This window comes from Virgibacillus tibetensis, from assembly GCF_036026595.1.
Lineage (GTDB): Bacteria > Bacillota > Bacilli > Bacillales > Amphibacillaceae > Virgibacillus_P > Virgibacillus_P tibetensis.
In genome coordinates this window covers 327,744-348,517 of sequence record NZ_JARZFX010000001.1, presented here as the reverse complement: position 1 = coordinate 348,517, position 20,774 = coordinate 327,744, and the positions used below count along the sequence as shown (strand labels likewise).

Genomic DNA, 20,774 nt, shown 5'->3' with positions numbered 1-20,774 from the left:
GAATTACTTAAAGCAGAGAAGGAGATAATTATGAAACAACTAATACGTTCATTCTCAGTAGGCTTACTTACAGCTGGGATTATTCTATTAATAGGTTACTACTTTATTGATGATTCTTCTACCCAAGCTGAACAACGATCTGTTGATTCCATGATAATAGAAATCGAACAAGAAGGGTACCGTGTTTTAACAGAGGCTGAGTATATTTCTATTTCAGTTAACAAAGACCAGGATAATAAATCTACTGCCAGCACTATAGAAGAATCAATGGCAGAAAAAGAAGAAGAAGAGGACGAAGATTCTGAAGCTGAAGTCGAAGATCCACCAGAAGAGGAAACTTCTGAACAGGATAATACTGCAACCTACACGCTTCATATAGAACCTGGTATGGCTTCTTCTACCATAAGTTCAGTGTTGGCAGAAAATAATATTATTGAAAATGCTGCTGAGTTCAACAAATACTTAGATGAACAGGACTATAGTCTTAAAGTGCAAATTGGTGAATTTGAGTTATCCAGTACTATGAGCTTTTTTGAATTGGCAGAAGCGATTACAAAGTAAACCATCCAGTTTGAAAGCCTTGAATCCATAAGAATATGGTTTCAAGGCTTTTCTGCTTCGTTTTATTCTTCAGCTTCTTTCTCAAACTTTTCCTCATCTCGATCTTCTTTTATATCGAAATACGTGTCTAGTATTCTTTCGCCTATTTTATGGTGAATAGGATGACGTTGACTTACTTTACCAGTATGTGGTGCAATAACTGCAAATGCTATTTCCGGTTCATCATATGGGGCATATCCTACTAAAGAAAGATTTTCTGTATCTATTTTAACACCATCTTCAAAAACCTCATTTTCTGCAGTCCCTGTTTTACCAGCTGGATTATAATCTTTACCTTTGAAATAAGTTGCGGCAGTACCACCTGTTTCTTGGAATACTCTGCGGAAACCTTCTTGAACCCGATCAATATTGCTTTGTTCCATTTCCACTTTATTTAGCACTTCGGTATTTGTATTTCTGTATACAGGACCTAATTCATTTTCAGATGGCACAGGGTTGCGTACTTCTTTCAAAAAATGAGGTCGTACCCGATAACCGTCATTTGCTATCGTAGCAACGTATTGTGCCATCTGCATTGTTGTAAAGGTATCATACTGACCGATAGCAAAATCTAACATATTCCCAGCTTTAGGCTCAGTTCCAACAAAACCTGTAGCTTCATAAGGGTAATCTATTCCGGTTTTCACACCAAGCCCGAATTGTTGAAAATAATTTCGCATTTCCTGTACAGCATCTCTATTGAATGCTATTTTTTTACCACTTTGATAATTATATTCTCCCCCCATACGCATAGCTATATAGAACATATATACGTTGGATGATAATTTCAATGCATCAGAATCATTCACCAGTCCTAAATTTCTCCAAGACTTTTTCACAGGTGTTCCGTAAATATTTATAGGAGCATCGTAGAAAGACTGGCCTGGTGTTATTACTCCTGACTCGTACCCCGCTAATACAGTCGCACCTTTTATTGTTGATCCTGGTCTGTGTGCATCATATAATGCTTTAAAAGCAGTATTACTAAACTTCTCTGACTTGTGATCATAATGCTGACCAGATACAGCTAATAACTCACCAGTTTTGGGATTTATTACTACAGCAAGTGCATCCTGTAAAAAACGGTGCTGATAAGGGTGTTTTTTGATAGTAGTTTCCAATTCTTCGCGAACGATTTTATCCACTTCTTTCTGAAACTCCATATCAATAGTTAATACTAAATCTTTTCCTCGTTCACCTTCAACAATTGTTTTAGTATCAACAACTCTTCCATTTTTTGTAGTGGTATACTGAATCTGTTCTTTTCTTCCTCGAAGAATATCTTCGTAATATTCTTCCAGGCCACTCCTGCCAACACGATCATTTCTGCTGTAACCTCTTGTTAAGTAATACTGTTCTTTATCAGCCAGTATCCCCTGTTCTTGACTCGTAATGGATCCAAGTAGACTACTGAATGTATCTTCAAATGGATAATCCCTATCCCAGTCAGTTGTAGCATTAATACCGGGCAGTTCACCAAGGTGTTCAGCTACACGTGCGTATTCTTCGGAAGTTACGTCTTCATTCTTAACTATTTGCGGTGTTAGAGAGTAAGCTTTATCCAGCTCTTTTTTTATAGCAATTACTTCTAAATCCTGTTTCGATAAATCCAGTAACTCTTCATTTGTAATCCGATTTAATATAGTATTATACTGTTGAGCATTATCTAAATCGGCAGACTCTTCTTCTGACAACCGGCTATCAGCTTCTTCTTTATTTTTTAAATACCAGTATTCCTGTTTATTTCTATCTGTAATTCCATTTATATAATCTTCGCTATCCATCGAAATATACTTTGCCAGGTTTTCAGCTACTTCCAGTTTATCAGCAGCCTGAATCCCTTTCGCTGGCGTATAAGTTATAGAATACTTAGGCTTATTATCCACAACCACCTGGTGATTCCGGTCGTATATCTTACCTCGTGGTACAGGAATTTTAGTGGTATCCTTGATGGTACGATCAATTTCCTCTTGAAAATCTGCACCATTTAATATTTGCACTACACCTAATTGCATAATTAGGATAGAAAATAATAAAAAAACAATAAAAAACAATATATTCAATCGAAAGGGAAGTTGCGTCTCTTTCTTTTTCATTTTGTTCATCTTTTTTCCCCCATGATAGTCGTATTACTTCCCATTTATTATACCACTTTTTTTAGGATATTTAATGAACATTATCGATTTTTTTCATCTGTTAATTGTTCTTTAATCAGTACTTCTTTTTTTGGAGGGCTGCCTAAATGAATATTTCTAATGAATAAGTAAACAAACAAGTGACCTGTTCCAAAAACCACAAGGAGAATTGGAATAACTGTCTCGGCCGTAAATAATGATACGGCTATCAAAAATATAATAATAGAAGTAACCCTGCCTAAGTTAACAAATAGTTCCCGAACCACGATATACTCTACCCGCAGATCTTTAGCCTTCCAGGCTTTACCAATAACATCATAGGTCATAGAAGCGTATGGTACGTTTATTATTGGATAAGCGATTCCTATAACGATGGCATAAATAATAAGTTGAAAATAACTTATATTAAATACAATTATAAATATTGATAAACTTAGGATTAATGCCCCGGTAAAAATGGCTTTTTTCCTCAAATATGGTTTGATAAATTTAGTAACGATAAAATAAAAAACAAATGAAAGACCGGATAAAAATAAATTAAACATACCTAAAGCAAATTCGCTTTTGGTTATGAGAAATACCCATATTGCAATAACAAAGAGGAAAATCCCCTCCCGTAAACCTTGAAATATATGAGCATATAGTATTCTATTCCAATTTTTATTATGAAGTCTTTCATTTAGAATCCGCTTAAAGTGAAAACTACCTTCAGCCTGACGACGCTTTAATAAAAAGCTACATGCTACTGCACATATAAATAAAATAAACGAAATAGTAAATATAGTTGTATACCCTATGAAGGCATCCATTTTAGCTATTACTGTGCCTGCTACTATCGGTCCGATCATACCACCGAAAGATTGAAGTACACCTAAAAACCCATTAAAGAAATCTCTTGTTTCAGGTTCTGTAATCTCAAATGTCAATACATTAAAAGCTAACCAATAAAAACCATAGCCTATCCCTAACAAACTTCCAAGAATAAAGTTATAGGTAGCCGCCTTCTCCCCTATAATAAGTACACTCAAAAAAAACAAAGACAAAAATATGACTCCCAGCCGCAGCACAATCACTCTGTCTACCTTCTTAGCAAGTTTCCCTGCTACAATAAAGGTTGCAGGTTGAAATAAATATATTGCTAAATTGTACATCGCAATTGTTATGTAGTCTCCAGATTGCCTCCATAAATAAATGTTAACAAATGTATTTGAAAGAAATATTCCTAATGAGTAGAGACCGCCTATTACTAATAAAAATAGTAAGTCTCTATTTATATTCAGTTTTTCTTGAAAAAAGTGAAGACTTTTAAGCATATCCCATACTCCTTTTTATCTCCTTAATAGTTTGATCAATTGAGTATGAGTTATACTTGAAAGAGAATTTAATTATTATAAAAGGCTCCTGCGTCATAATTCCGCTACAGAAATACGTTTCTCTGGTATAGGGTGTACAGTCCCAACCTTTTTGAAGACAATGTTAAAAAAAGCAAAAAACACGTGAAATTTCTCACGTGTTTTTCGGATCTTTGTATTCATTTATTTTGCTTCGTTATAATTTCTGGTTACTTCATCCCAATTCACTACATTCCAAAAGGCTGCAGCGTACTCAGGACGCTTGTTTTGATATTTTAGGTAATATGCATGTTCCCATACATCAAGGCCTAATAGAGGTGTCTTACCTTCCGTTAATGGAGAGTCCTGATTAGGTGTACTTGTAATTTCCAACTCACCTTTATTAGAAACTAACCAAGCCCAACCGGAACCAAAACGAGTAGCGGCTGCCTTTTCAAATTCTTCTTTAAACTTATCAAAGCTTCCAAACTTATTATTTATTTTATCAGCTATTTCTCCAGATGGCTCTCCCCCACCGTTAGGTGACAACAACTTCCAGAAAAGACTATGATTAGCATGTCCGCCACCATTATTACGCACTGCAGTGCGTACTGCTTCAGGTACAGCATCCAGGTTGCTTACTAATTCTTCAATTGATTTAGATTGAAGGTCTGGATGTCCTTCTAGTGCATCATTTAACTTTGTTACGTACGTATTATGATGTTTCGTATGATGAATGTTCATTGTTTCTTTATCAATTGTAGGTTCTAAAGCATCGTACGCGTAAGGTAGTTCTGGTAATTCAAACTTTGCCATAATTAATCTTCCTCCTCTGATAAATAGTAGTACTAAAAAGGATTGAATATTCTTCCTTTTAATCAAGATTATCAGAGCTCACTAGTACTTGCAAATTATATGCATATGTTATTTAACATACTTCTTAAAGGTTAAATGTCTTTAAATTTAAAAATAAAAAAACAAGCAAAATGCTTGTCATGAAATGGTGGCTCGGGACGGAATCGAACCGCCGACACAGGGATTTTCAGTCCCTTGCTCTACCGACTGAGCTACCGAGCCATATAACCAGAATGCTGTTTGGACACACTGTTAAAATCAATTGATGAGATTTCACTCTCTAGTAAGCCTGTAATTCATCGCATTTATACGTTGTAATGGATGTATAGCTCTCATTCGTTTCATTGAATATGTATGGAGGAGGAAGAGGGATTCGAACCCCCGCGGGCTTTGACACCCCTGTCGGTTTTCAAGACCGATCCCTTCAGCCAAACTTGGGTATTCCTCCGAGTTTTTAAATGGTGGACCCTGCAGGACTCGAACCTGCGACCGATCGGTTATGAGCCGATAGCTCTAACCAACTGAGCTAAGGGTCCTTCTATTAAATTTAATGGGGCGATCGATGGGTTTCGAACCCACGCATGCCGGAACCACAATCCGGTGTGTTAACCACTTCACCACGATCGCCGTGGTTTTATTTTATTGGTAGCGGCGGAGGGGATCGAACCCCCGACCTCACGGGTATGAACCGTACGCTCTAGCCAGCTGAGCTACACCGCCATTTTGGCTCCACAGGTAGGACTCGAACCTACGACCGATCGGTTAACAGCCGATAGCTCTACCACTGAGCTACTGTGGAATAATAGAACTTAATATTTGATAAGTATTTCATGACTTCTAAATTAACAGCAACGCAATATAATTTACCATGTTCAACAAGATATGTCAATATCTTTTTTAATTAATACTTCACTAATATGTAAATAAGTTGTTAAAACAACAATATATACTATAGCACCTCCACTCATAGATTTCAACAGAAATATTACAAAAAATTAAAGTTTAATATTTCCGTAAATTGTCTAATAAAAAGAGAATGTAAACTATCCGACACAAAATGACAGTAATTATATGTTTCCAGTCAAGGATTTTTGGTGTTAGACACTTTTAATATCTGCCAAAGTAATTAACCAGCCGATAATTCCTTTGGTATATTAGCCTGCCGTTAGTAAAATAGTATTGTTCTGTCCTATCCATTTAAATATTCCTAAATTAAAAAGAAGAAAGGAGCCCCCCTTCTTCTTTTTATTACCTATTTACCTAAAACTTCTTCTGCTATATTTACAGCATGATCTCCTATTCGTTCTAAATTACTTATAATATCTACAAACACGATACCAGCAGACCCACTGCACTGGCCTTCATTCATGCGGATAATATGTTTCTTACGGAAGTTCCTTTCCATTTTATCAATTTGATCTTCTTTTTGAACTACTGCAAGCGACTCTTCTCTATCCATAAGATCAAGTGCTTTTATAGCTTGTTTGACAGTTAAGATAGTTAGATCAAACATATCATTAAGATCTTCTTGCGCTTGCTCCGTTAAATTTACCTTATTTGATATTTTATAATCAATTAGTTCAATAATATTTTCAAAATGGTCACCAATTCTTTCAATATCACGTACGGAGTCCATCAAAGCTGTGTGTTTAGCGCTTTCGTGCTCGGATAATGACCCAGCAGATATATCTATAAGATAATCGGTAATTTTGCGATCAAGGTTGTTCAAGGCACCTTCGACCTGCATAGCCATTTCAGAATGTTTTTGATGATGTGTAGTTAAATAAAGGTTTGTTTCTTCTAAACCCTTATATGCATATTCACCCATACGAATGACTTCTGCTTTCGCTTGATCCAACGCTAAAGTTGATGACTGTTGGATGAAAATCGGGTCTAAGTGCTTTGGTTTATATTCAACAATTACATCTTCACCCGGAATAATTCTTGTTACTAACCAGGCAAGCGCTCCAATAAATGGAAATTGAATAATTGTATTAACGATGTTAAAGCTACCATGACCAAATGCAATGGTCATTTCGGGATTTAAATTAAGTTGAGCCTGTAAAAAATAGACATACTGGGTGAAAGGTACAAGTAGTATTAAAACAACCACGGTACCCACAATATTAAACACCACATGTGTCATAGCAGCTCTTTTAGCAGCTACGCTTGCACCAAGTGATGCCAGAATTGCTGTTATAGTTGTGCCGATATTATCACCAAATAATACAGGCAGGGCTGCTTGTAAAGTCAATGAGCCTTCGCCAAACAGGGTTTGCAATATACCGATCGTAGCACTGGAGCTTTGTACGATTACGGTAAGAACTGTACCAATAACTACACCTAGCACTGGATTCGAGCTCATCTGAAGTGTTAGATCCTGAAATGCATCTAATCCACTTAATGGCTTCAAACCGCCACCCATTAACTCTAAACCAAAGAATAGCGCACCAAAGCCAAATATAGATTGTCCAATATTATTTACTTTAGCATTTTTAAAGAAAAATAATAGGAAGCAACCAATCGCAAGAATAGGCAATGCATAAGCTCCTATATCTATTCCAATAATAAATGCGGTAACTGTTGTTCCAATATTAGCTCCCATGATAACACCGATTGCTTGTCTAAGTGTCATAAAACCAGCGTTTACTAAACCGATAGTTAATACCGTAGTCCCTGTACTGGTCTGAAGGAGGATGGTGACTATAATCCCTGCTAATACACCTAAAAACGGATTACTCGTAAATTTATCCAGAATGCCTCTTAGACGATCTCCTGCGGTTTTTTGCAGTCCATCCCCCATATACTTGATTCCGAGAAGAAAAATACCGAGGCCGCCAATAAATTCAAAAAGAAGTGCTTGTATATCAATACCCAAAATTTTTCCATCCCTTCAGTCATGTTGAATCTTGTCGTATACCTCTACCATTATTAAATGATTATTAATCGTTTGTAAAGTCCCTAGCAGAATAATTTACACTAAATTTACAATCCCCGGAATTACTCTTTCTTAGTAACTACCCAACCTGGAGCTAATTTAATCTAAATATGTCATGTTAAAAGACAAAAAGATAACCCTTGACAGTTTGATTAAACGATCAAGAATTACCTTTTATGGTTTATTCTATAATTTTTTCCACCAATATCTTTGTACCATCCACCTGCACTATCTTTACACGACTATCTTTAGCAATCCACTGTCCATTAGAAATAGCACTATAATCAGTATTATCTACACGGATCGTACCAACAGGTCTCAGATCGCTTCGTGTTACACCTTCTTTATTAACTAATTTCCCATACGTTTTGTTCATTGAGTTGTAACCAGCTTCTGAAGTCAATTGATCCTTAAGTGTAATTTTAGTCCACATTTCTCTTCTTTTAAAAACTTTTAAGAAGAAAAAAGAAGCTCCACCTCCTAACAATACACCAACTACCGCATACATACCTGCGAATAAACTGGGAGCTGGCAGAGCAACAGCAGCTAACATACTAGCTACACCAAGTGTGGCCAGAGTGCCATCATTTAAAAGCTTCCCATCAATAATAATGAGTAATAATCCAACAAAATAAATAATAAGCATAATCATAAAGGAGCCTGTTTCTAAATAGACAGAAAAATATACCGTTATAAATCCTATCCCCAATAAAGCGAAAAATCCACGCATATTAACAAGTACTTCTCCAATTAAAAACAATGTACCTAATCCCGTTATTACGAAGCCTATCCATTCTAATGAAAAAATATCCAAATCGCTACCTCCTTCCCCATTACTTACGTATTTTCATTATATATTGTTTCATTATAAAGGAGAATAAATATGTATTTCATAAAAAGATGTTTTATCTACGCTTTAATTTTATTACTACTTATCAGCGTTTATAAAGATTTAAGACAGGGTACTAGTTTACCTCCTGCCATGAATTCTTCTACTCCAACTGCTATAATAAAGTTTAACGTTATTCATATTAAAGTACAACCGGGAGACACTGTGCTTTCCATAGTCGAAGAATTAAACGAAGACACATTGGATTCCCTGGATATATCCCAACTGATTTCCGATTTTAAAATGATTAACCCTAATAGCGATCCATACAACCTTCAAGCTCACCATTACTATTATTTTCCACTATATACAGATACAAATAAATAAAAAAAGGGGCTGAATTAACAGCCCCAACTTTTAAACGAATGGAAGAACAAAGAGTGTAATTAATATGGAAATTGCACCTGCTGCAATTGCAATATTTCCCAGAGTATCTGCTCCGCGTCTTCTAGAAACGAAACCGAGAATAATACCTGCTCCACCCAAAATAATTGGCATCATGAAAAATGATATGACAGATAAAGCAATCCCAATCCAGCCAAAGGTACTGTTTACATCTGTATCTGTATTGGCGTTCGTGTCATTTTCAGTAAGTTCTGCATCATAATCATCAGCAGTTAATTCAGCTGCATATTCTTCATTTCTGGAACTATCGGGTTCTATGCCTACAAAATCTTGATTCTTCCTGTGTTCCCCATGGTTTGGCGGGGTTTCCACTCCGTTGTCTTTATAATTTTGAAATTCATCCATAAACTAGACCTCCCTTTCTTAAATTGAGGTGCAGAGTTAGTTTATGGAGTTATCAACTTTATAATAATGTTAATTTTTGGTAGTACCTGATAAATAAGAAATACAAGTTGATATTAATTATACAGCTGCATATAGTAAATCAGTATTATTTATAGGGAGTTTGATTATGTCTACATTCATAAAGGATTTAATTACTAAAAAGTTAAAACAGCTAACACCTGGGGAACTTCTGCACTATGGGAAACAATATGGCTTTAAATTAACACAGGAAGAAGCACAGCAAATAACCACTTATTTAAAAAACAACCGTGTTGATCCTTTCAATACGGGTGGGCGAAAAATAATGTTGAAGGAGCTAGCGAAGATAACAGATGTTGAAACTGCAAAAAAAGCACAGAAGTTATTTGACAAATTAATTAAATCATATGGTTTGGATCATTTATTTAATTAAAAGAGTAAAAAATGATTTGTCACCAAATAGTCAAGTTTATAACAAAGGATAACACCTGTTTCCAAGTGTTATCCTTTGTTAAACATTGACTATTTTTTCTTTTAATTCATGAATAAAAGTACCGTTTTTCAACATTTCAATTTCAAACTTATACGGGGGCTTTTTATTTTTTTTATCTTCTCCAACATAAGGTGTTTCTAATATTTTCGGTAAGCTTTCTAACTGGGGATGATAAACCACTTTCTGCAATGCATTAAAACCAATATGGCCGAATCCAATATTCTCATGACGGTCCTTATGAGCTCCGATTTCATTTTTACTGTCATTAACATGAATCACCTTTAGCCGCTCAACCCCAACAATCTTATCAAACTGGTTTAATACGTCATCAAAGTCATTCACGATATCGTATCCTGCATCGTGAATGTGACATGTATCCAAACAAACAGATAACTTTTCATTATGTGTAACTCCATCAAAGATACTTGCTATCTCATCAAAGGATCTGCCAATTTCTGTTCCCTTGCCCGCCATCGTTTCAAGTGCAATCTGCACATCAACATCTTTTTCCAATACTTCATTCAATCCTTCAATTATCTTTTTAATTCCCTCTTTAACCCCTGCTCCAACATGTGCACCTGGATGCAGAACAATTTGTCTGGAACCCAGAGCGGCAGTACGAGCTATTTCACTTCGTAAAAAAGAGACGCCTAATTCAAATGTCTCAGGCTTTAATGAATTGCCTATATTGATTATATAAGGTGCATGAACGACAATATCTGTAATCCCGTTCATTGCCATGTTCTCTTTTCCTGCCTCTATATTTAGTTCTTCAATAGGCTTTCTTCTAGTATTTTGCGGAGCGCCAGTATAGATCATAAACGTATTTGCCCCATAAGATGCTGCTTCCTCACTTGACCCTAAGAGCATTTTCTTCCCACTCATTGATACATGTGATCCTATTTTAACCAATTTTTGCACCTCTCCCGATTTAGCCTGTGGCTCTACCACATTATTACAGCTATTTCTTATAATTATTCTTTTTCGTCAGTTGTCTTTTTATTGACGTTTGCTGCTGTTTCATTTTTTTCTTATAGCCTGGCTTTACTTTATTCGTTTTACGTACTTTTTTCCATGCTTCTTTGTCAATATCTGTCGTTACCTTTGTTCGTAATGAGCGCTCATTCCAGGATTTAGCATCAACCCATTCTCCATTTTTCACATCAGCATACGTGAATTTTAATCCTTTTTGCTCCAGTTTTTCAATTAACTTCACATCGTTTTCATGATAAATACTAATTGCCGTTCCTTCTAACCCAGCTCTTGCAGTTCTACCAACTCGGTGAATATAGAAATTTTCCTCTTTAGGTAGCTGAGCGTTAATTACATGGCTCACACCCTTAATATCGATCCCTCTTGAAGCTAAATCGGTAGCAACGACATATTGGTAACGAAGACTTTGAATGTCCTTCAGGGCACGCTTACGTTCACGTGGAGTCAATCCACCATGAATCAATCCAGCATCCAGTCCTTTTTCCTGGAGGGAAGCTGCTAATTTATTGGCTATTTCTTTTCCATTCGTAAAAATGATGGCTAGATATGGTTGAATTGTTTTAGAAATATCCATAATTACATCCGCTTCGTTACGATGTCTCAAATCAATTAATCGATGCTCCATTTTTTCAGGAGAGAAATGATCATTCACCTTTACATGCAAAGCATTATTTAAATATTTTTTAAAAAAATGCTGCAGGCGCTGTGGAATGGTTGCGGAGAATACAAGCAACTGAATATCCTTCTTAGAACGTACTAACAGTTGATCTACTTCTTCAATAAAACCCATGTCAAGCATTAGATCTGCTTCATCAATAACAAAAGAGGTTGCAGAATATATGGATATTACTCCATCCTTAACCAAGTCCAATATTCGTCCCGGAGTCCCAACAATTATATGGGGAGGTTCTTTTAGTTTTTCTGCCATTTTCTGTTTATCTGTACCACCAACTAATAATTTCGAAATCCATTGTTGGTTACGCCCAGCGTAATGAATAATTTTTTTAACTTCTTCGTGTATTTGCATTGCCAGTTCTCTTGTTGGTGCTGTTATAACAAACTGCACTTGGCGTTTATTCGTATCCAATTGGTTAAACAAAGGCAGTAAGAAAGCATGTGTTTTTCCCGACCCTGTTCGTGATTGTCCAATAATACTCCTACCCTGTAATACTTTAGGAATAACCTGCATCTGAACATCCGTTGGTTCGCGAAATTCCAAACGTTTGGTAACCTCTACTAATGTTGGATGAAATGAAAACTGACTGAAATTGTTTTTTTCCATTAAATAAACTCCTTTTTATGTTGGCTGCTATAAAATCTGAAACGGATTTGTATTTGATTCAGATAGAACCACTTCAATACTATTGTTTTGAACTTTTTTTTCGATATACTGCTTTGCTGCCTTTTTCATTATGTTTTCTATATAATGACCCGGGTCAATGACAGATAAGCCCATTTGCCAGGCATCTTGAGCTGCATGAAACGTCATATCTCCCGTTACATAAACATCGGCACCTTTTTGTTTAGCTGCGTGAAGATATTTTTCTCCACTACCCCCAAGCACAGCTACTTTTTTCACCTTACTTTTTAAATCCCCTGTTACTTTGACGTGAGAAAGTCCAAATACAGATTTAACATGATTGGAAAACTGTTCAAGGCTCATTTCGTTCTTCATCGTGCCGATCCGACCAATTCCATATGTTTCTCCTTTATTATCCATGGGATAAATATCATAAGCAACTTCTTCATAAGGATGAGCTCTTATCATAGCATTAATTACTGGCTGAAGCTTTTCTTCTGGTACTATTGTTTCTATTTTTACTTCATCAACGAATTCCATTTGATTTATATTTCCTATAGAAGGATTAGCACCTTCTAGTGGCTTGAACGTTCCTTGTCCTTCTGTTTGAAAAGTACAATGACTGTAATTACCTATATGACCTGCTGAACTATCGCCTATAGCCTCACGAACCTCTTCTGCATGTGATAGAGGAACAAATACAACTACTTTAACTAACTTCTGTGTATGTGTGTTAACTAATACATCTGTGGATTCAACTTTCAATAAATCACACAGTATATCATTAACTCCGCCATTTGCTATGTCCAGATTAGTATGTGATGCATATACAGTTATATTATGTTTTATTAATTTCTCAATTGTACGACCTTGAGGGCTATCAACATTAACTTGTTTCAAGGGTTTAAACAAGAGCGGGTGGTGAGCAATAATGAGGTTAACATTTTTTTCGATCGCTTCATCAACAACAGACTCTAAAACATCCAATGTTATCATGATTTTTTTTACGATTGAAGCATGTGATCCAATTTGTAAGCCAACATTATCCCAGTTATAAGCTAATTTCCTTGGCCCCCACTCTTCCATTATTTGGAAAACATCAGAGTTATTGAGTATTCTCTTCATCTTCAATTACCTCCCTGATCAATTGTAATTCAAACTCGTACCGTATTATTTTTTCTTCATTTACTTTTTTAGCTTTTTTCATTTGTTCAATGACATGTTGGAGCTTCTCGTATTCAAGCTTCCATTTAGAATAAAACGCCTTTGGTTTATTTTCCATAAGCAAAGGTCCAAACAATAATTGTTTTTCACTTATGTCTTCATTATCCGGATTTATAATGTTTATTTTATCAGCAACAATAATTTCGTAAATATGTCCACTCTCTTCAATGATTGCTTCATTAGTAATCATGAAACGATGCTCAATTAGCCATTTTCGGACACTTCTTGCATCCACGTTCGGTTGGGCAATAATGCGCTGAACGGAAGAGAGTTTCTTTTTACCTTCTTCTAATATCATACGAATTAAAGCACCCCCCATGCCAGCGATAACAAGTTGTTTTATTTCATCTTTCTCATTTATTACCTGTAAACCGTTTCCTAAACGCACTTCAATGACAGATGTTAAGTTGCATGTTGCCACAGTATCCTTTGCACTGTTGAATGGCCCTTCATTAACTTCACCGGCAATCGCTTTAGCAGTTTTATCTTGAAGGCACACAAAACAAGGCAGATATGCATGGTCTGATCCTATATCCGCAAAAACAGTTCCTTTTGGTAAAAATGAAGCTATTGTTTTTAAACGTTCTGATAGTTTAATGCTATTTATCATATATATCTCTACTTTCTGTTAGGGTTACCCACTTCAAAGTAAAAAGAAGAGCTTCTGTTCATAGCAGAAAGCTCTTCTTTTGTATTATTATTCTTTTTCAGATAACCAGGTTGCCAGTACTTCAGCTTCCGTATCAGTAGCCATTCCTGCAGGCATAGAACCTTGTCCATTAATAATAACATCTTGAATTTCTTCTTCTGAAAGTTTACTTCCTACTTGTGTTAAATCCGGCGCATTTCCTCCGGACAAATCACCACCATGGCAGCTTGAGCAATTCGCTTGGTAGATCTCATCAGGATCTCCAGTTGTTTCTCCTTCTTGTTCATCCGTTTGCTCAGTTCCGCCTTCTTCAGCTTGCTGAATGTCTTCACGCTGGTTTAAACCAACAAATGATATAACAATTACTGTAAGTATCCCAAAAATAGCAATGATTGCAAATGGGATAACTGGGTTCTTTCTCATAGCGTTTCCTCCTTATGTAATCCCCATATTCTAATTCATTTGAAAAGGCTATATATATTTTACTCGATATTCAAATTAGTTTAAAGGGATAAGATGTGAATATTTATAAAACAATAAAAAATAAGGTAAATAATAGTCCTATTATACTGGAGAACATAAGGTATTTCATATGATTCTTATACCCCAGTAATAACCAGATTAAAAAATTTAACGGAAGCAGGATGTTGATTAACCATTTGTAGTCAGATAAGAACTGACTTGTAATAACTGACATGAACAATAATAGTAATAAAGCTATTACTAAAGCAACCTGAAAGAAAATAGTATTGTTTTTTTTAAGTAATACTGCCATCCAACAAGAATAACTAAAAAAAAGAACAAGAATACCAAGTTGCAAAATAAGATGAAATTGCGTAGAATATATGACAAGAAATGAAAACGGTAACAACAACACTAAAAGGATCATTTGGACAGTTAAAATAGTATTCCTGCTTCTTATTGACTGTGCAGAAACTTCTGCCGTATCGCCTCTTGTGTATAGTGCAAGAAGAAAATCACAATACACGTCCGGCAGTAACTTATGAGCCTTCCAATAATTAATTTCTTTAACAATTGTAGCAATTCGATCATTAGCCATACACCTCACTCCTATGCAAATGGCATGAACATGTGAGATTATTTCTCTATCGAACCTGCAAAAGAACAGGAAAAGTCATTGTTCACAATTTGCGCCCAATGACTAAACATATTAATCTAAAAAGTCTTTTAGTCGTTTACTCCGGCTCGGATGTCTTAGCTTACGCAAAGCTTTCGCCTCAATTTGGCGAATTCTTTCTCTAGTTACACCAAAAACCTTACCTACTTCTTCCAACGTTCTGGTACGTCCGTCGTCAAGACCGAACCGCAAACGCAGTACATTTTCTTCGCGATCTGTGAGGGTATCCAATACATCTTCAAGCTGTTCTTTAAGTAATTCATATGCTGCATGATCTGATGGAGCTATTGCCTCCTGGTCTTCAATAAAGTCACCTAGATGGGAGTCATCTTCCTCGCCAATGGGTGTCTCCAATGAAACAGGTTCTTGGGCAATTTTAAGAATATCCCGGACTTTGTCTGGTGTTAGTTCCATTTCATCACCAATCTCTTCAGGTGTTGGTTCTCTCCCCAAATCTTGAAGTAATTGACGCTGTACACGTATAAGTTTATTTATTGTTTCAACCATATGAACTGGAATACGGATTGTTCTTGCCTGATCAGCAATTGCACGTGTGATCGCCTGGCGAATCCACCATGTTGCATAGGTACTAAATTTAAACCCTTTGCGAAAGTCAAACTTTTCAACAGCTTTAATTAAGCCCATATTTCCTTCTTGAATAAGATCAAGAAATAGCATTCCCCTACCAACATAGCGTTTAGCTATACTCACAACCAAACGCAGATTTGCTTCTGCCAGGCGACGCTTTGCTTCCTCGTCTCCTTTTTCAATACGTGTTGCAAGTTCAATTTCCTCTGCAGCGGACAATAAATCAACACGACCTATTTCCTTTAAGTACATGCGGACAGGATCGTTGATTTTAATACCTAATGGCACACTGAGGTCACTTAAGTTAAATTCTTCTGTTTTTGCGATTTGTCGCATATTCGGATCATCTTCAGACTCACCAATTATTTCTACACCCTGTTCTCCTAGGTACTCATAAAATTCATCCATTTGATCTGATTCAATAACAAAGTTGGATAAGCGATCTGCTACTTCTTCATAAGCCAAGACGCCTCTTTTTTTGCCCATTTCAAGCAATTGATCTTTTGCTTGCTCCAGTGTTAGCTCTGGTTCATTTTCTTTTGTTTGCGAAGGCTTATTATCGGCCATGAGTCCCCCTCCTTCCAGACTACGTAAATATTCATTTCGTACTCTTTAACTGTTTTTGTATTTCAATGATTTGCATAGCTATTTGTGCAGCCTTCATGGGATCATCTTGTTGTTCAGCTAATCTTTGTTGATCCCTTAATGATTTGATGCTGCTCATATCCTTAGTTTCAGCACGAATAATCCTAATATAATCATTGATTTCTTTATCGCTGATATCATCAAGCATAGGAGTCATAGCTATTTCAATAACTAGCTGTTTTACTCTCTGATCTGTTAGTCTTTCGATAAATAAACTAACATCTGCAGGATGACCTTCTTCATAATATGCATATAAGTGTGTTGCAATAATCTTATGCTCATCCAAGTTAAAGCCGGCACCTATTTCCTCCTGCACCTTATCAGTTATAATGGCATCTTGCAACATATATGAAATAAGCTGTTTTTCAGCATTATGAAAAGCTGGTAATAACTTTTTATTTCGAGAATTACTTGTTGTTCTATTAGTATATCTGTTCTTTTCTCCCTTATCCTTATGAATGCCTTTCTTTTCTCGAAGTGTGACAATTTCATCAGTTAAAGTATCTAGTGAGATGTTGTATTCATTACTCAGCTCTCTTAAATAATATTCCCGTTCAACTGGACTTTCAATCACGGCGAGTTGGTTTAAAACTTTTTCAATATATTTTATGCGGTCTCCTTCCAGACTTAAATTGAAATCTTTCTTTAAATACCGCATGTAGAAACTTATAAATGTGCTGCTCGCCTGTATTACCTCTTTTTTAAACGCTTCAGAACCATGTTGCTTAATAAAATTATCAGGATCCATGTTATCATGCAGGTTTGCGATCTTAACATAACAGCCAACTTGACGTAATAAATTGGCGGCTTTATACGTTGCTTCAATTCCAGCTCTATCCGCGTCATAGCATAGAATAACCGTATCCACATATCTTTTTAAAAGCTTGGCCTGTTGTTCCGTTAATGATGTTCCCAATGTAGCAACAACATTTTTTACCTCAGCCTGATATGCTGAGATTACATCCATATACCCTTCAAATATTATTACTTCACTTTCTTTACGAATATGCTTCTTTGCTAAATCGAAATTATAAAGTAGCTTTCCTTTTTGAAATAGTTCACTTTCAGAACTGTTCAAGTACTTAGGTTCTTGTTCTGCTAGGGAACGACCACCAAATGCTACCGTCTTCCCCAAATGGTTCCTGATTGGAAAGATAACCCTGCCTCTAAAGCGATCTGTTACACTGTTATCTTCCTGTAGGGTGACTAATCCTGCTTTAACCAGTAACTGCTTGTGGAATCCTTTTTTATCGAGAAATTCAGCTGTGAAGTCCTTAACATTAGGAGCGAAGCCCAATTGGAATAAATCAATAGATTCGTCACTCACGCCTCTTTCTTTAAAGTAGCTGTAACCTTCTTTACCATCTTTAGTGTACCTTAGCAAGTGATGATAAAGTTTAGTCAGCCATTCATTCGCCGATAATATACTTTGGTTTTCCTGAGATAAGGCAGTTTCTCTTTTAATTCCTGTTTCTGGTAACTCTGTGCCACTTCTATTAGCAAGCAACTGTAATGCTTCGTAAAAGGAGAAACTTTCCATTTCCATTAAAAAAGTCATTACGTTACCGCCTTTTCCACAACCAAAGCAATGGAAAATCTGTTTTTCTTGAGTGACAGAAAAAGAAGGGGTCTTTTCACCATGAAATGGACAAAGTCCAAAATAGTTTCTTCCTTGTTTTTTTAATTGTACGTATTCACCAATGACATCCACAATATCATTTGATTTACGTATTTCTTCAATTACTTCTTCAGATATTTGATTGGCCATATAAACCACCATGCTCTACTAATATTCGTGTTCCATATTAGAAAATCCTTCATTTTTCGACAATATTTTTTATGAAATCGAAAAAAATTACCTTCTGGCAGTCTGTATACCCATTGAAGGACAATTTTGATCATACTTGGTTCTTGGTTCATGTACTATTCTCTTATTTACATTTTACCTCTAAGACTTAATATATAAACCCAATATGTATTCGGGTGCTATATCTTTATATATTAATTCTATGCTGCACCTCTAATATCCTTCTTATAAATGAATGTTTTACTTTTCAGAATATCGTGTACACGTAAAAATTTATTTATATATTATATCTTTACACAAAAATTGATTATAATACAGATCTGCAGAAATTGCTAACAAAAAGTATTTAATTTTGTAAAAAGATATTCATAATGAAATAGTAAAAACATTCTACCAGTCCATCGTAGAATGTTTTTATATGAGTTTTTTTAAAGAGTGTTGTTTTTCAAGTATATACTGCTTCGTAAATACACTACGTAATCATAGCATTTGTGTTTTCGCTGTAGCAGTAGCAGTGGATTGTCGGAAAAAGCAACAGCTGAGACAAGAAAAGCTTCGGCAGCATTACATGTTATCATTCAAAGTGTTTTCCTTATTCAGGAAAGAAGATTTTGCTTTTCGGGAAAGCCGAAGCGTTGCAACTCCCGATACGGAAATCAACATTGACACAGTTTATATAAAATAGCAACAAACTATGCGAAAAGGGCCTTTCATGTAAATTAAGTAAACTACTTTTGTATCATGTGTAGAATAATATTTGCAGTTTCTTCAACTGCTTTATTTGATACATCAATTACCTCGCACCCAATCGTATTAACTACTTTATCAAAATAGGCCAGTTCTTCGTGTATTCTTTGCATATTCGCATAGGTAGCTTGATCTCCGAGTCCTAATGCCTTTAAACGTTCTCTTCTGATCTCATTTAATTTTTCTGGACTTATGCTTAACCCAATACATTTTTTAGAATCAATCCCATATAACTCCTCAGGTGGATCTACTTCAGGTACAATTGGCACGTTAGCAACTTTCAAACGTTTATGTGCTAAATATTGGGAGAGAGGGGTTTTAGATGTTCTTGATACACCAATTAATATAATGTCCGCTCTGGCTATCCCTCTGGAATCCCTGCCATCGTCATACTTTACAGCAAATTCAATGGCTTCAACACGTTTGAAATAATCCTCATCCAGTTTATGAACAAGTCCTGCCTCGAGACGAGGTGTATTCTCAAATGCTCTTTCCATTGCAGATATCATTGGTCCCATTATATCAATTGCCTCTATATCAAACTTTTTAGCCTGTTCATTAACATAATTTCTAAGCTTTGGATCAACCAACGTAAATCCGATTATACCATTTCTCTCTTTGGCTAGTTGGATTGTCTCGTCAACTGTCACCTTATCCTCTACATAAGGAATTCGTTGTATTTTATAGTCACCATTATTGAACTGGCTTAAACCTGCTTTAATTACTAATTCCGCTGTTTCCCCAACAGAATCTGATAAAACATATACAATCGGTTCAGTTTTCATAATTAGCTCCCCCTCCTACGTAAGCGTTTAGTTATATGGTGTTTATATATGTTCGTCCATAATCAATTCAACAAAAGCTTTTGTAATCGTTGTTTTAGTAATACGACCTACTACTTCTAAACCAACTTCTGTGTCTTTCACTACAGGTACACCATCAATTTGCTTATTTATAAGGTCATTTGCTACATCAATCAACTTATCTTCTTTCCTGCACACTGTTATATTAGGCATTCTAGTCATAATAATGTGTACTGGAACTGCATTTAAGTCTTGCTGTCCAATACTTGCCCTCAGCAAATCCTTGCGCGATAGAACACCTGTTAAACAAGAATTATTATCTACCACAAATAATGTGCCTACGTCTTCTAAAAACATGCTGGAAATAGCATCGTAGACAGAAACACTTTCTTTTACTACTACTGGTACGTGCTGAAATTCATGTACTTTAAATTTTTTAATATTTTCTGTAAGTAATTCAGATCCTGTCTTACCGGTAAAAAAATATCCTACACGAGGTCTTGCATCCAAAAATCCAGCCATGGTAAGTATCGCTAAATCTGGGCGCAATGTAGCTCTTGTTAAACTTAATTGCTCAGCAATGTTTTCCCCTGTTATAGGTCCATTTCCCTTAACTATTTCAATAATTTTCTCTTGTCTTTTTGATAATTCCACTTTCTCACCACCCGGAGCAAATATGACATACTATTCCTTAATATTATAGACTATTTCCAATCAAAAAGAAAATTCCGTTATACTTAAAGAAATAAAGCATGCTTTAATAAAGTTAAGACGCAGACTGTATATCATGATCCAGTGGCTGCTTATTACTCTAATAAATATTCTGGGATCCAGTTGAGTACAACAAGTTTTTATTAGATATTGATAGCAA

The 20,774-nt window shown here is 35.7% G+C and carries 19 protein-coding genes and 6 tRNA genes; 3 read left to right on the top strand and 22 right to left on the bottom strand.

The features are described 5' to 3' along the window. The first annotated feature begins 30 nt into the window (after positions 1 to 30). Positions 31 to 561 (top strand): hypothetical protein, encoded by a 531-nt coding sequence (locus QGM71_RS01920; protein ID WP_327605816.1) that lies wholly within the window; start codon positions 31 to 33, stop codon positions 559 to 561. 62 nt (positions 562 to 623) lie between these two features. Here the strand turns inward: QGM71_RS01920 and QGM71_RS01915 are convergent, their stop codons facing one another. The 11 genes from QGM71_RS01915 to QGM71_RS01865 all read right to left on the bottom strand — a co-directional run bounded on the left by QGM71_RS01915 (position 624) and on the right by QGM71_RS01865 (position 8,673). Continuing rightward, complete coding sequence (locus QGM71_RS01915) at positions 624 to 2,705, bottom strand: peptidoglycan D,D-transpeptidase FtsI family protein (protein ID WP_327605815.1); 2,082 nt, start codon at positions 2,703 to 2,705, stop codon at positions 624 to 626. Between the two features lie 71 nt (positions 2,706 to 2,776). After that, positions 2,777 to 4,048, bottom strand: coding sequence for an MFS transporter (locus QGM71_RS01910; protein WP_327605814.1), 1,272 nt, complete (start codon positions 4,046 to 4,048; stop codon positions 2,777 to 2,779). 222 nt (positions 4,049 to 4,270) lie between these two features. After that, positions 4,271 to 4,882 (bottom strand): superoxide dismutase, encoded by a 612-nt coding sequence (locus QGM71_RS01905; protein ID WP_327605813.1) that lies wholly within the window; start codon positions 4,880 to 4,882, stop codon positions 4,271 to 4,273. Between the two features lie 185 nt (positions 4,883 to 5,067). Beyond that, positions 5,068 to 5,143, bottom strand: a tRNA-Phe gene (locus QGM71_RS01900). A 133-nt stretch (positions 5,144 to 5,276) separates the two neighbouring features. Further along, positions 5,277 to 5,369 (bottom strand) — tRNA-Ser (locus tag QGM71_RS01895). A gap of 11 nt (positions 5,370 to 5,380) precedes the next feature. Further along, a tRNA-Ile gene (locus QGM71_RS01890) sits at positions 5,381 to 5,457 on the bottom strand. A gap of 15 nt (positions 5,458 to 5,472) precedes the next feature. Further along, a tRNA-His gene (locus QGM71_RS01885) sits at positions 5,473 to 5,548 on the bottom strand. Positions 5,549 to 5,564: 16 nt separating this feature from the next. Next, positions 5,565 to 5,641 (bottom strand) — tRNA-Met (locus tag QGM71_RS01880). A gap of 4 nt (positions 5,642 to 5,645) precedes the next feature. Continuing rightward, positions 5,646 to 5,720 (bottom strand) — tRNA-Asn (locus QGM71_RS01875). Positions 5,721 to 6,173: 453 nt separating this feature from the next. Further along, positions 6,174 to 7,799, bottom strand: coding sequence for a Na/Pi cotransporter family protein (locus QGM71_RS01870; RefSeq protein ID WP_327605812.1), 1,626 nt, complete (start codon positions 7,797 to 7,799; stop codon positions 6,174 to 6,176). Positions 7,800 to 8,040: 241 nt separating this feature from the next. Beyond that, positions 8,041 to 8,673 (bottom strand): NfeD family protein, encoded by a 633-nt coding sequence (locus QGM71_RS01865; protein WP_327605811.1) that lies wholly within the window; start codon positions 8,671 to 8,673, stop codon positions 8,041 to 8,043. Between the two features lie 69 nt (positions 8,674 to 8,742). On the opposite strand from QGM71_RS01865, the gene QGM71_RS01860 reads away from it, so the two are divergent. After that, the gene (locus tag QGM71_RS01860; RefSeq protein WP_327605810.1) at positions 8,743 to 9,075 is read left to right on the top strand and encodes a hypothetical protein; all 333 of its coding nucleotides are present in this window, start codon (positions 8,743 to 8,745) and stop codon (positions 9,073 to 9,075) included. A gap of 30 nt (positions 9,076 to 9,105) precedes the next feature. On the opposite strand, the gene QGM71_RS01855 is transcribed toward QGM71_RS01860, so the two are convergent. Continuing rightward, positions 9,106 to 9,498, bottom strand: coding sequence for a hypothetical protein (locus QGM71_RS01855; protein ID WP_327605809.1), 393 nt, complete (start codon positions 9,496 to 9,498; stop codon positions 9,106 to 9,108). A 166-nt stretch (positions 9,499 to 9,664) separates the two neighbouring features. Here QGM71_RS01855 and QGM71_RS01850 point away from each other — a divergent pair, with 166 nt between their 5' ends. Then, a complete protein-coding gene (locus QGM71_RS01850) occupies positions 9,665 to 9,949 on the top strand; it encodes a DUF2624 domain-containing protein (RefSeq protein WP_327605808.1) in 285 nt (94 codons plus the stop codon). 78 nt (positions 9,950 to 10,027) lie between these two features. Here the strand turns inward: QGM71_RS01850 and QGM71_RS01845 are convergent, their stop codons facing one another. The 10 genes from QGM71_RS01845 to QGM71_RS01800 all read right to left on the bottom strand — a co-directional run bounded on the left by QGM71_RS01845 (position 10,028) and on the right by QGM71_RS01800 (position 20,557). After that, entirely contained in the window at positions 10,028 to 10,921 is an 894-nt protein-coding gene (locus QGM71_RS01845; protein WP_327605807.1) for a deoxyribonuclease IV, read from the bottom strand. A 49-nt stretch (positions 10,922 to 10,970) separates the two neighbouring features. Then, entirely contained in the window at positions 10,971 to 12,284 is a 1,314-nt protein-coding gene (locus tag QGM71_RS01840) for a DEAD/DEAH box helicase (RefSeq protein WP_327605806.1), read from the bottom strand. A gap of 27 nt (positions 12,285 to 12,311) precedes the next feature. Then, a complete protein-coding gene (locus tag QGM71_RS01835; RefSeq protein WP_327605805.1) occupies positions 12,312 to 13,427 on the bottom strand; it encodes a Nif3-like dinuclear metal center hexameric protein in 1,116 nt (371 codons plus the stop codon). Next, complete coding sequence (locus QGM71_RS01830) at positions 13,408 to 14,136, bottom strand: tRNA (adenine(22)-N(1))-methyltransferase (RefSeq protein ID WP_327605804.1); 729 nt, start codon at positions 14,134 to 14,136, stop codon at positions 13,408 to 13,410. Before QGM71_RS01830 ends, QGM71_RS01835 begins: the two co-directional genes overlap by 20 nt. A gap of 87 nt (positions 14,137 to 14,223) precedes the next feature. Continuing rightward, on the bottom strand, positions 14,224 to 14,598 hold the full coding sequence (cccA, locus tag QGM71_RS01825; protein WP_327605803.1) for a cytochrome c550: 375 nt from the start codon (positions 14,596 to 14,598) through the stop codon (positions 14,224 to 14,226). 103 nt (positions 14,599 to 14,701) lie between these two features. Further along, positions 14,702 to 15,235 carry a hypothetical protein gene (locus QGM71_RS01820; RefSeq protein ID WP_327605802.1) on the bottom strand — a complete coding sequence of 178 codons (534 nt, stop codon included), beginning with the start codon at positions 15,233 to 15,235 and terminating at the stop codon, positions 14,702 to 14,704. 111 nt (positions 15,236 to 15,346) lie between these two features. Continuing rightward, positions 15,347 to 16,468, bottom strand: a complete 1,122-nt coding sequence (rpoD, locus tag QGM71_RS01815; RefSeq protein ID WP_327605801.1) for an RNA polymerase sigma factor RpoD — start codon at positions 16,466 to 16,468, stop codon at positions 15,347 to 15,349. Between the two features lie 31 nt (positions 16,469 to 16,499). Beyond that, positions 16,500 to 18,314: a DNA primase gene (gene dnaG / locus QGM71_RS01810; RefSeq protein ID WP_327605800.1), complete on the bottom strand. Its 1,815-nt coding sequence runs from the start codon at positions 18,312 to 18,314 to the stop codon at positions 16,500 to 16,502. Between the two features lie 767 nt (positions 18,315 to 19,081). Further along, positions 19,082 to 19,885 carry a pyruvate, water dikinase regulatory protein gene (locus QGM71_RS01805; RefSeq protein ID WP_327605799.1) on the bottom strand — a complete coding sequence of 268 codons (804 nt, stop codon included), beginning with the start codon at positions 19,883 to 19,885 and terminating at the stop codon, positions 19,082 to 19,084. Between the two features lie 42 nt (positions 19,886 to 19,927). Further along, the gene (locus tag QGM71_RS01800) at positions 19,928 to 20,557 is read right to left on the bottom strand and encodes a helix-turn-helix transcriptional regulator (RefSeq protein WP_327605798.1); all 630 of its coding nucleotides are present in this window, start codon (positions 20,555 to 20,557) and stop codon (positions 19,928 to 19,930) included. Between the last annotated feature and the right edge of the window lie 217 nt (positions 20,558 to 20,774).

Excerpts from the sequence above, each read along its gene's own strand:
- QGM71_RS01830 (WP_327605804.1), bottom strand. The coding sequence starts at position 14,136 with ATGATAAATAGCATTAAACTATCAGAACGTTTAAAAACAATAGCTTCA.
- cccA (WP_327605803.1), bottom strand. The coding sequence starts at position 14,598 with ATGAGAAAGAACCCAGTTATCCCATTTGCAATCATTGCTATTTTTGGG.
- QGM71_RS01820 (WP_327605802.1), bottom strand. The coding sequence starts at position 15,235 with ATGGCTAATGATCGAATTGCTACAATTGTTAAAGAAATTAATTATTGG.
- QGM71_RS01860 (WP_327605810.1), top strand. The coding sequence starts at position 8,743 with ATGTATTTCATAAAAAGATGTTTTATCTACGCTTTAATTTTATTACTA.
- QGM71_RS01905 (WP_327605813.1), bottom strand. The coding sequence starts at position 4,882 with ATGGCAAAGTTTGAATTACCAGAACTACCTTACGCGTACGATGCTTTA.
- QGM71_RS01850 (WP_327605808.1), top strand. The coding sequence starts at position 9,665 with ATGTCTACATTCATAAAGGATTTAATTACTAAAAAGTTAAAACAGCTA.
- dnaG (WP_327605800.1), bottom strand. The coding sequence starts at position 18,314 with ATGGCCAATCAAATATCTGAAGAAGTAATTGAAGAAATACGTAAATCA.
- QGM71_RS01805 (WP_327605799.1), bottom strand. The coding sequence starts at position 19,885 with ATGAAAACTGAACCGATTGTATATGTTTTATCAGATTCTGTTGGGGAA.
- rpoD (WP_327605801.1), bottom strand. The coding sequence starts at position 16,468 with ATGGCCGATAATAAGCCTTCGCAAACAAAAGAAAATGAACCAGAGCTA.
- QGM71_RS01840 (WP_327605806.1), bottom strand. The coding sequence starts at position 12,284 with ATGGAAAAAAACAATTTCAGTCAGTTTTCATTTCATCCAACATTAGTA.
- QGM71_RS01855 (WP_327605809.1), bottom strand. The coding sequence starts at position 9,498 with ATGGATGAATTTCAAAATTATAAAGACAACGGAGTGGAAACCCCGCCA.
- QGM71_RS01835 (WP_327605805.1), bottom strand. The coding sequence starts at position 13,427 with ATGAAGAGAATACTCAATAACTCTGATGTTTTCCAAATAATGGAAGAG.
- QGM71_RS01910 (WP_327605814.1), bottom strand. The coding sequence starts at position 4,048 with ATGCTTAAAAGTCTTCACTTTTTTCAAGAAAAACTGAATATAAATAGA.
- QGM71_RS01920 (WP_327605816.1), top strand. The coding sequence starts at position 31 with ATGAAACAACTAATACGTTCATTCTCAGTAGGCTTACTTACAGCTGGG.
- QGM71_RS01915 (WP_327605815.1), bottom strand. The coding sequence starts at position 2,705 with ATGAACAAAATGAAAAAGAAAGAGACGCAACTTCCCTTTCGATTGAAT.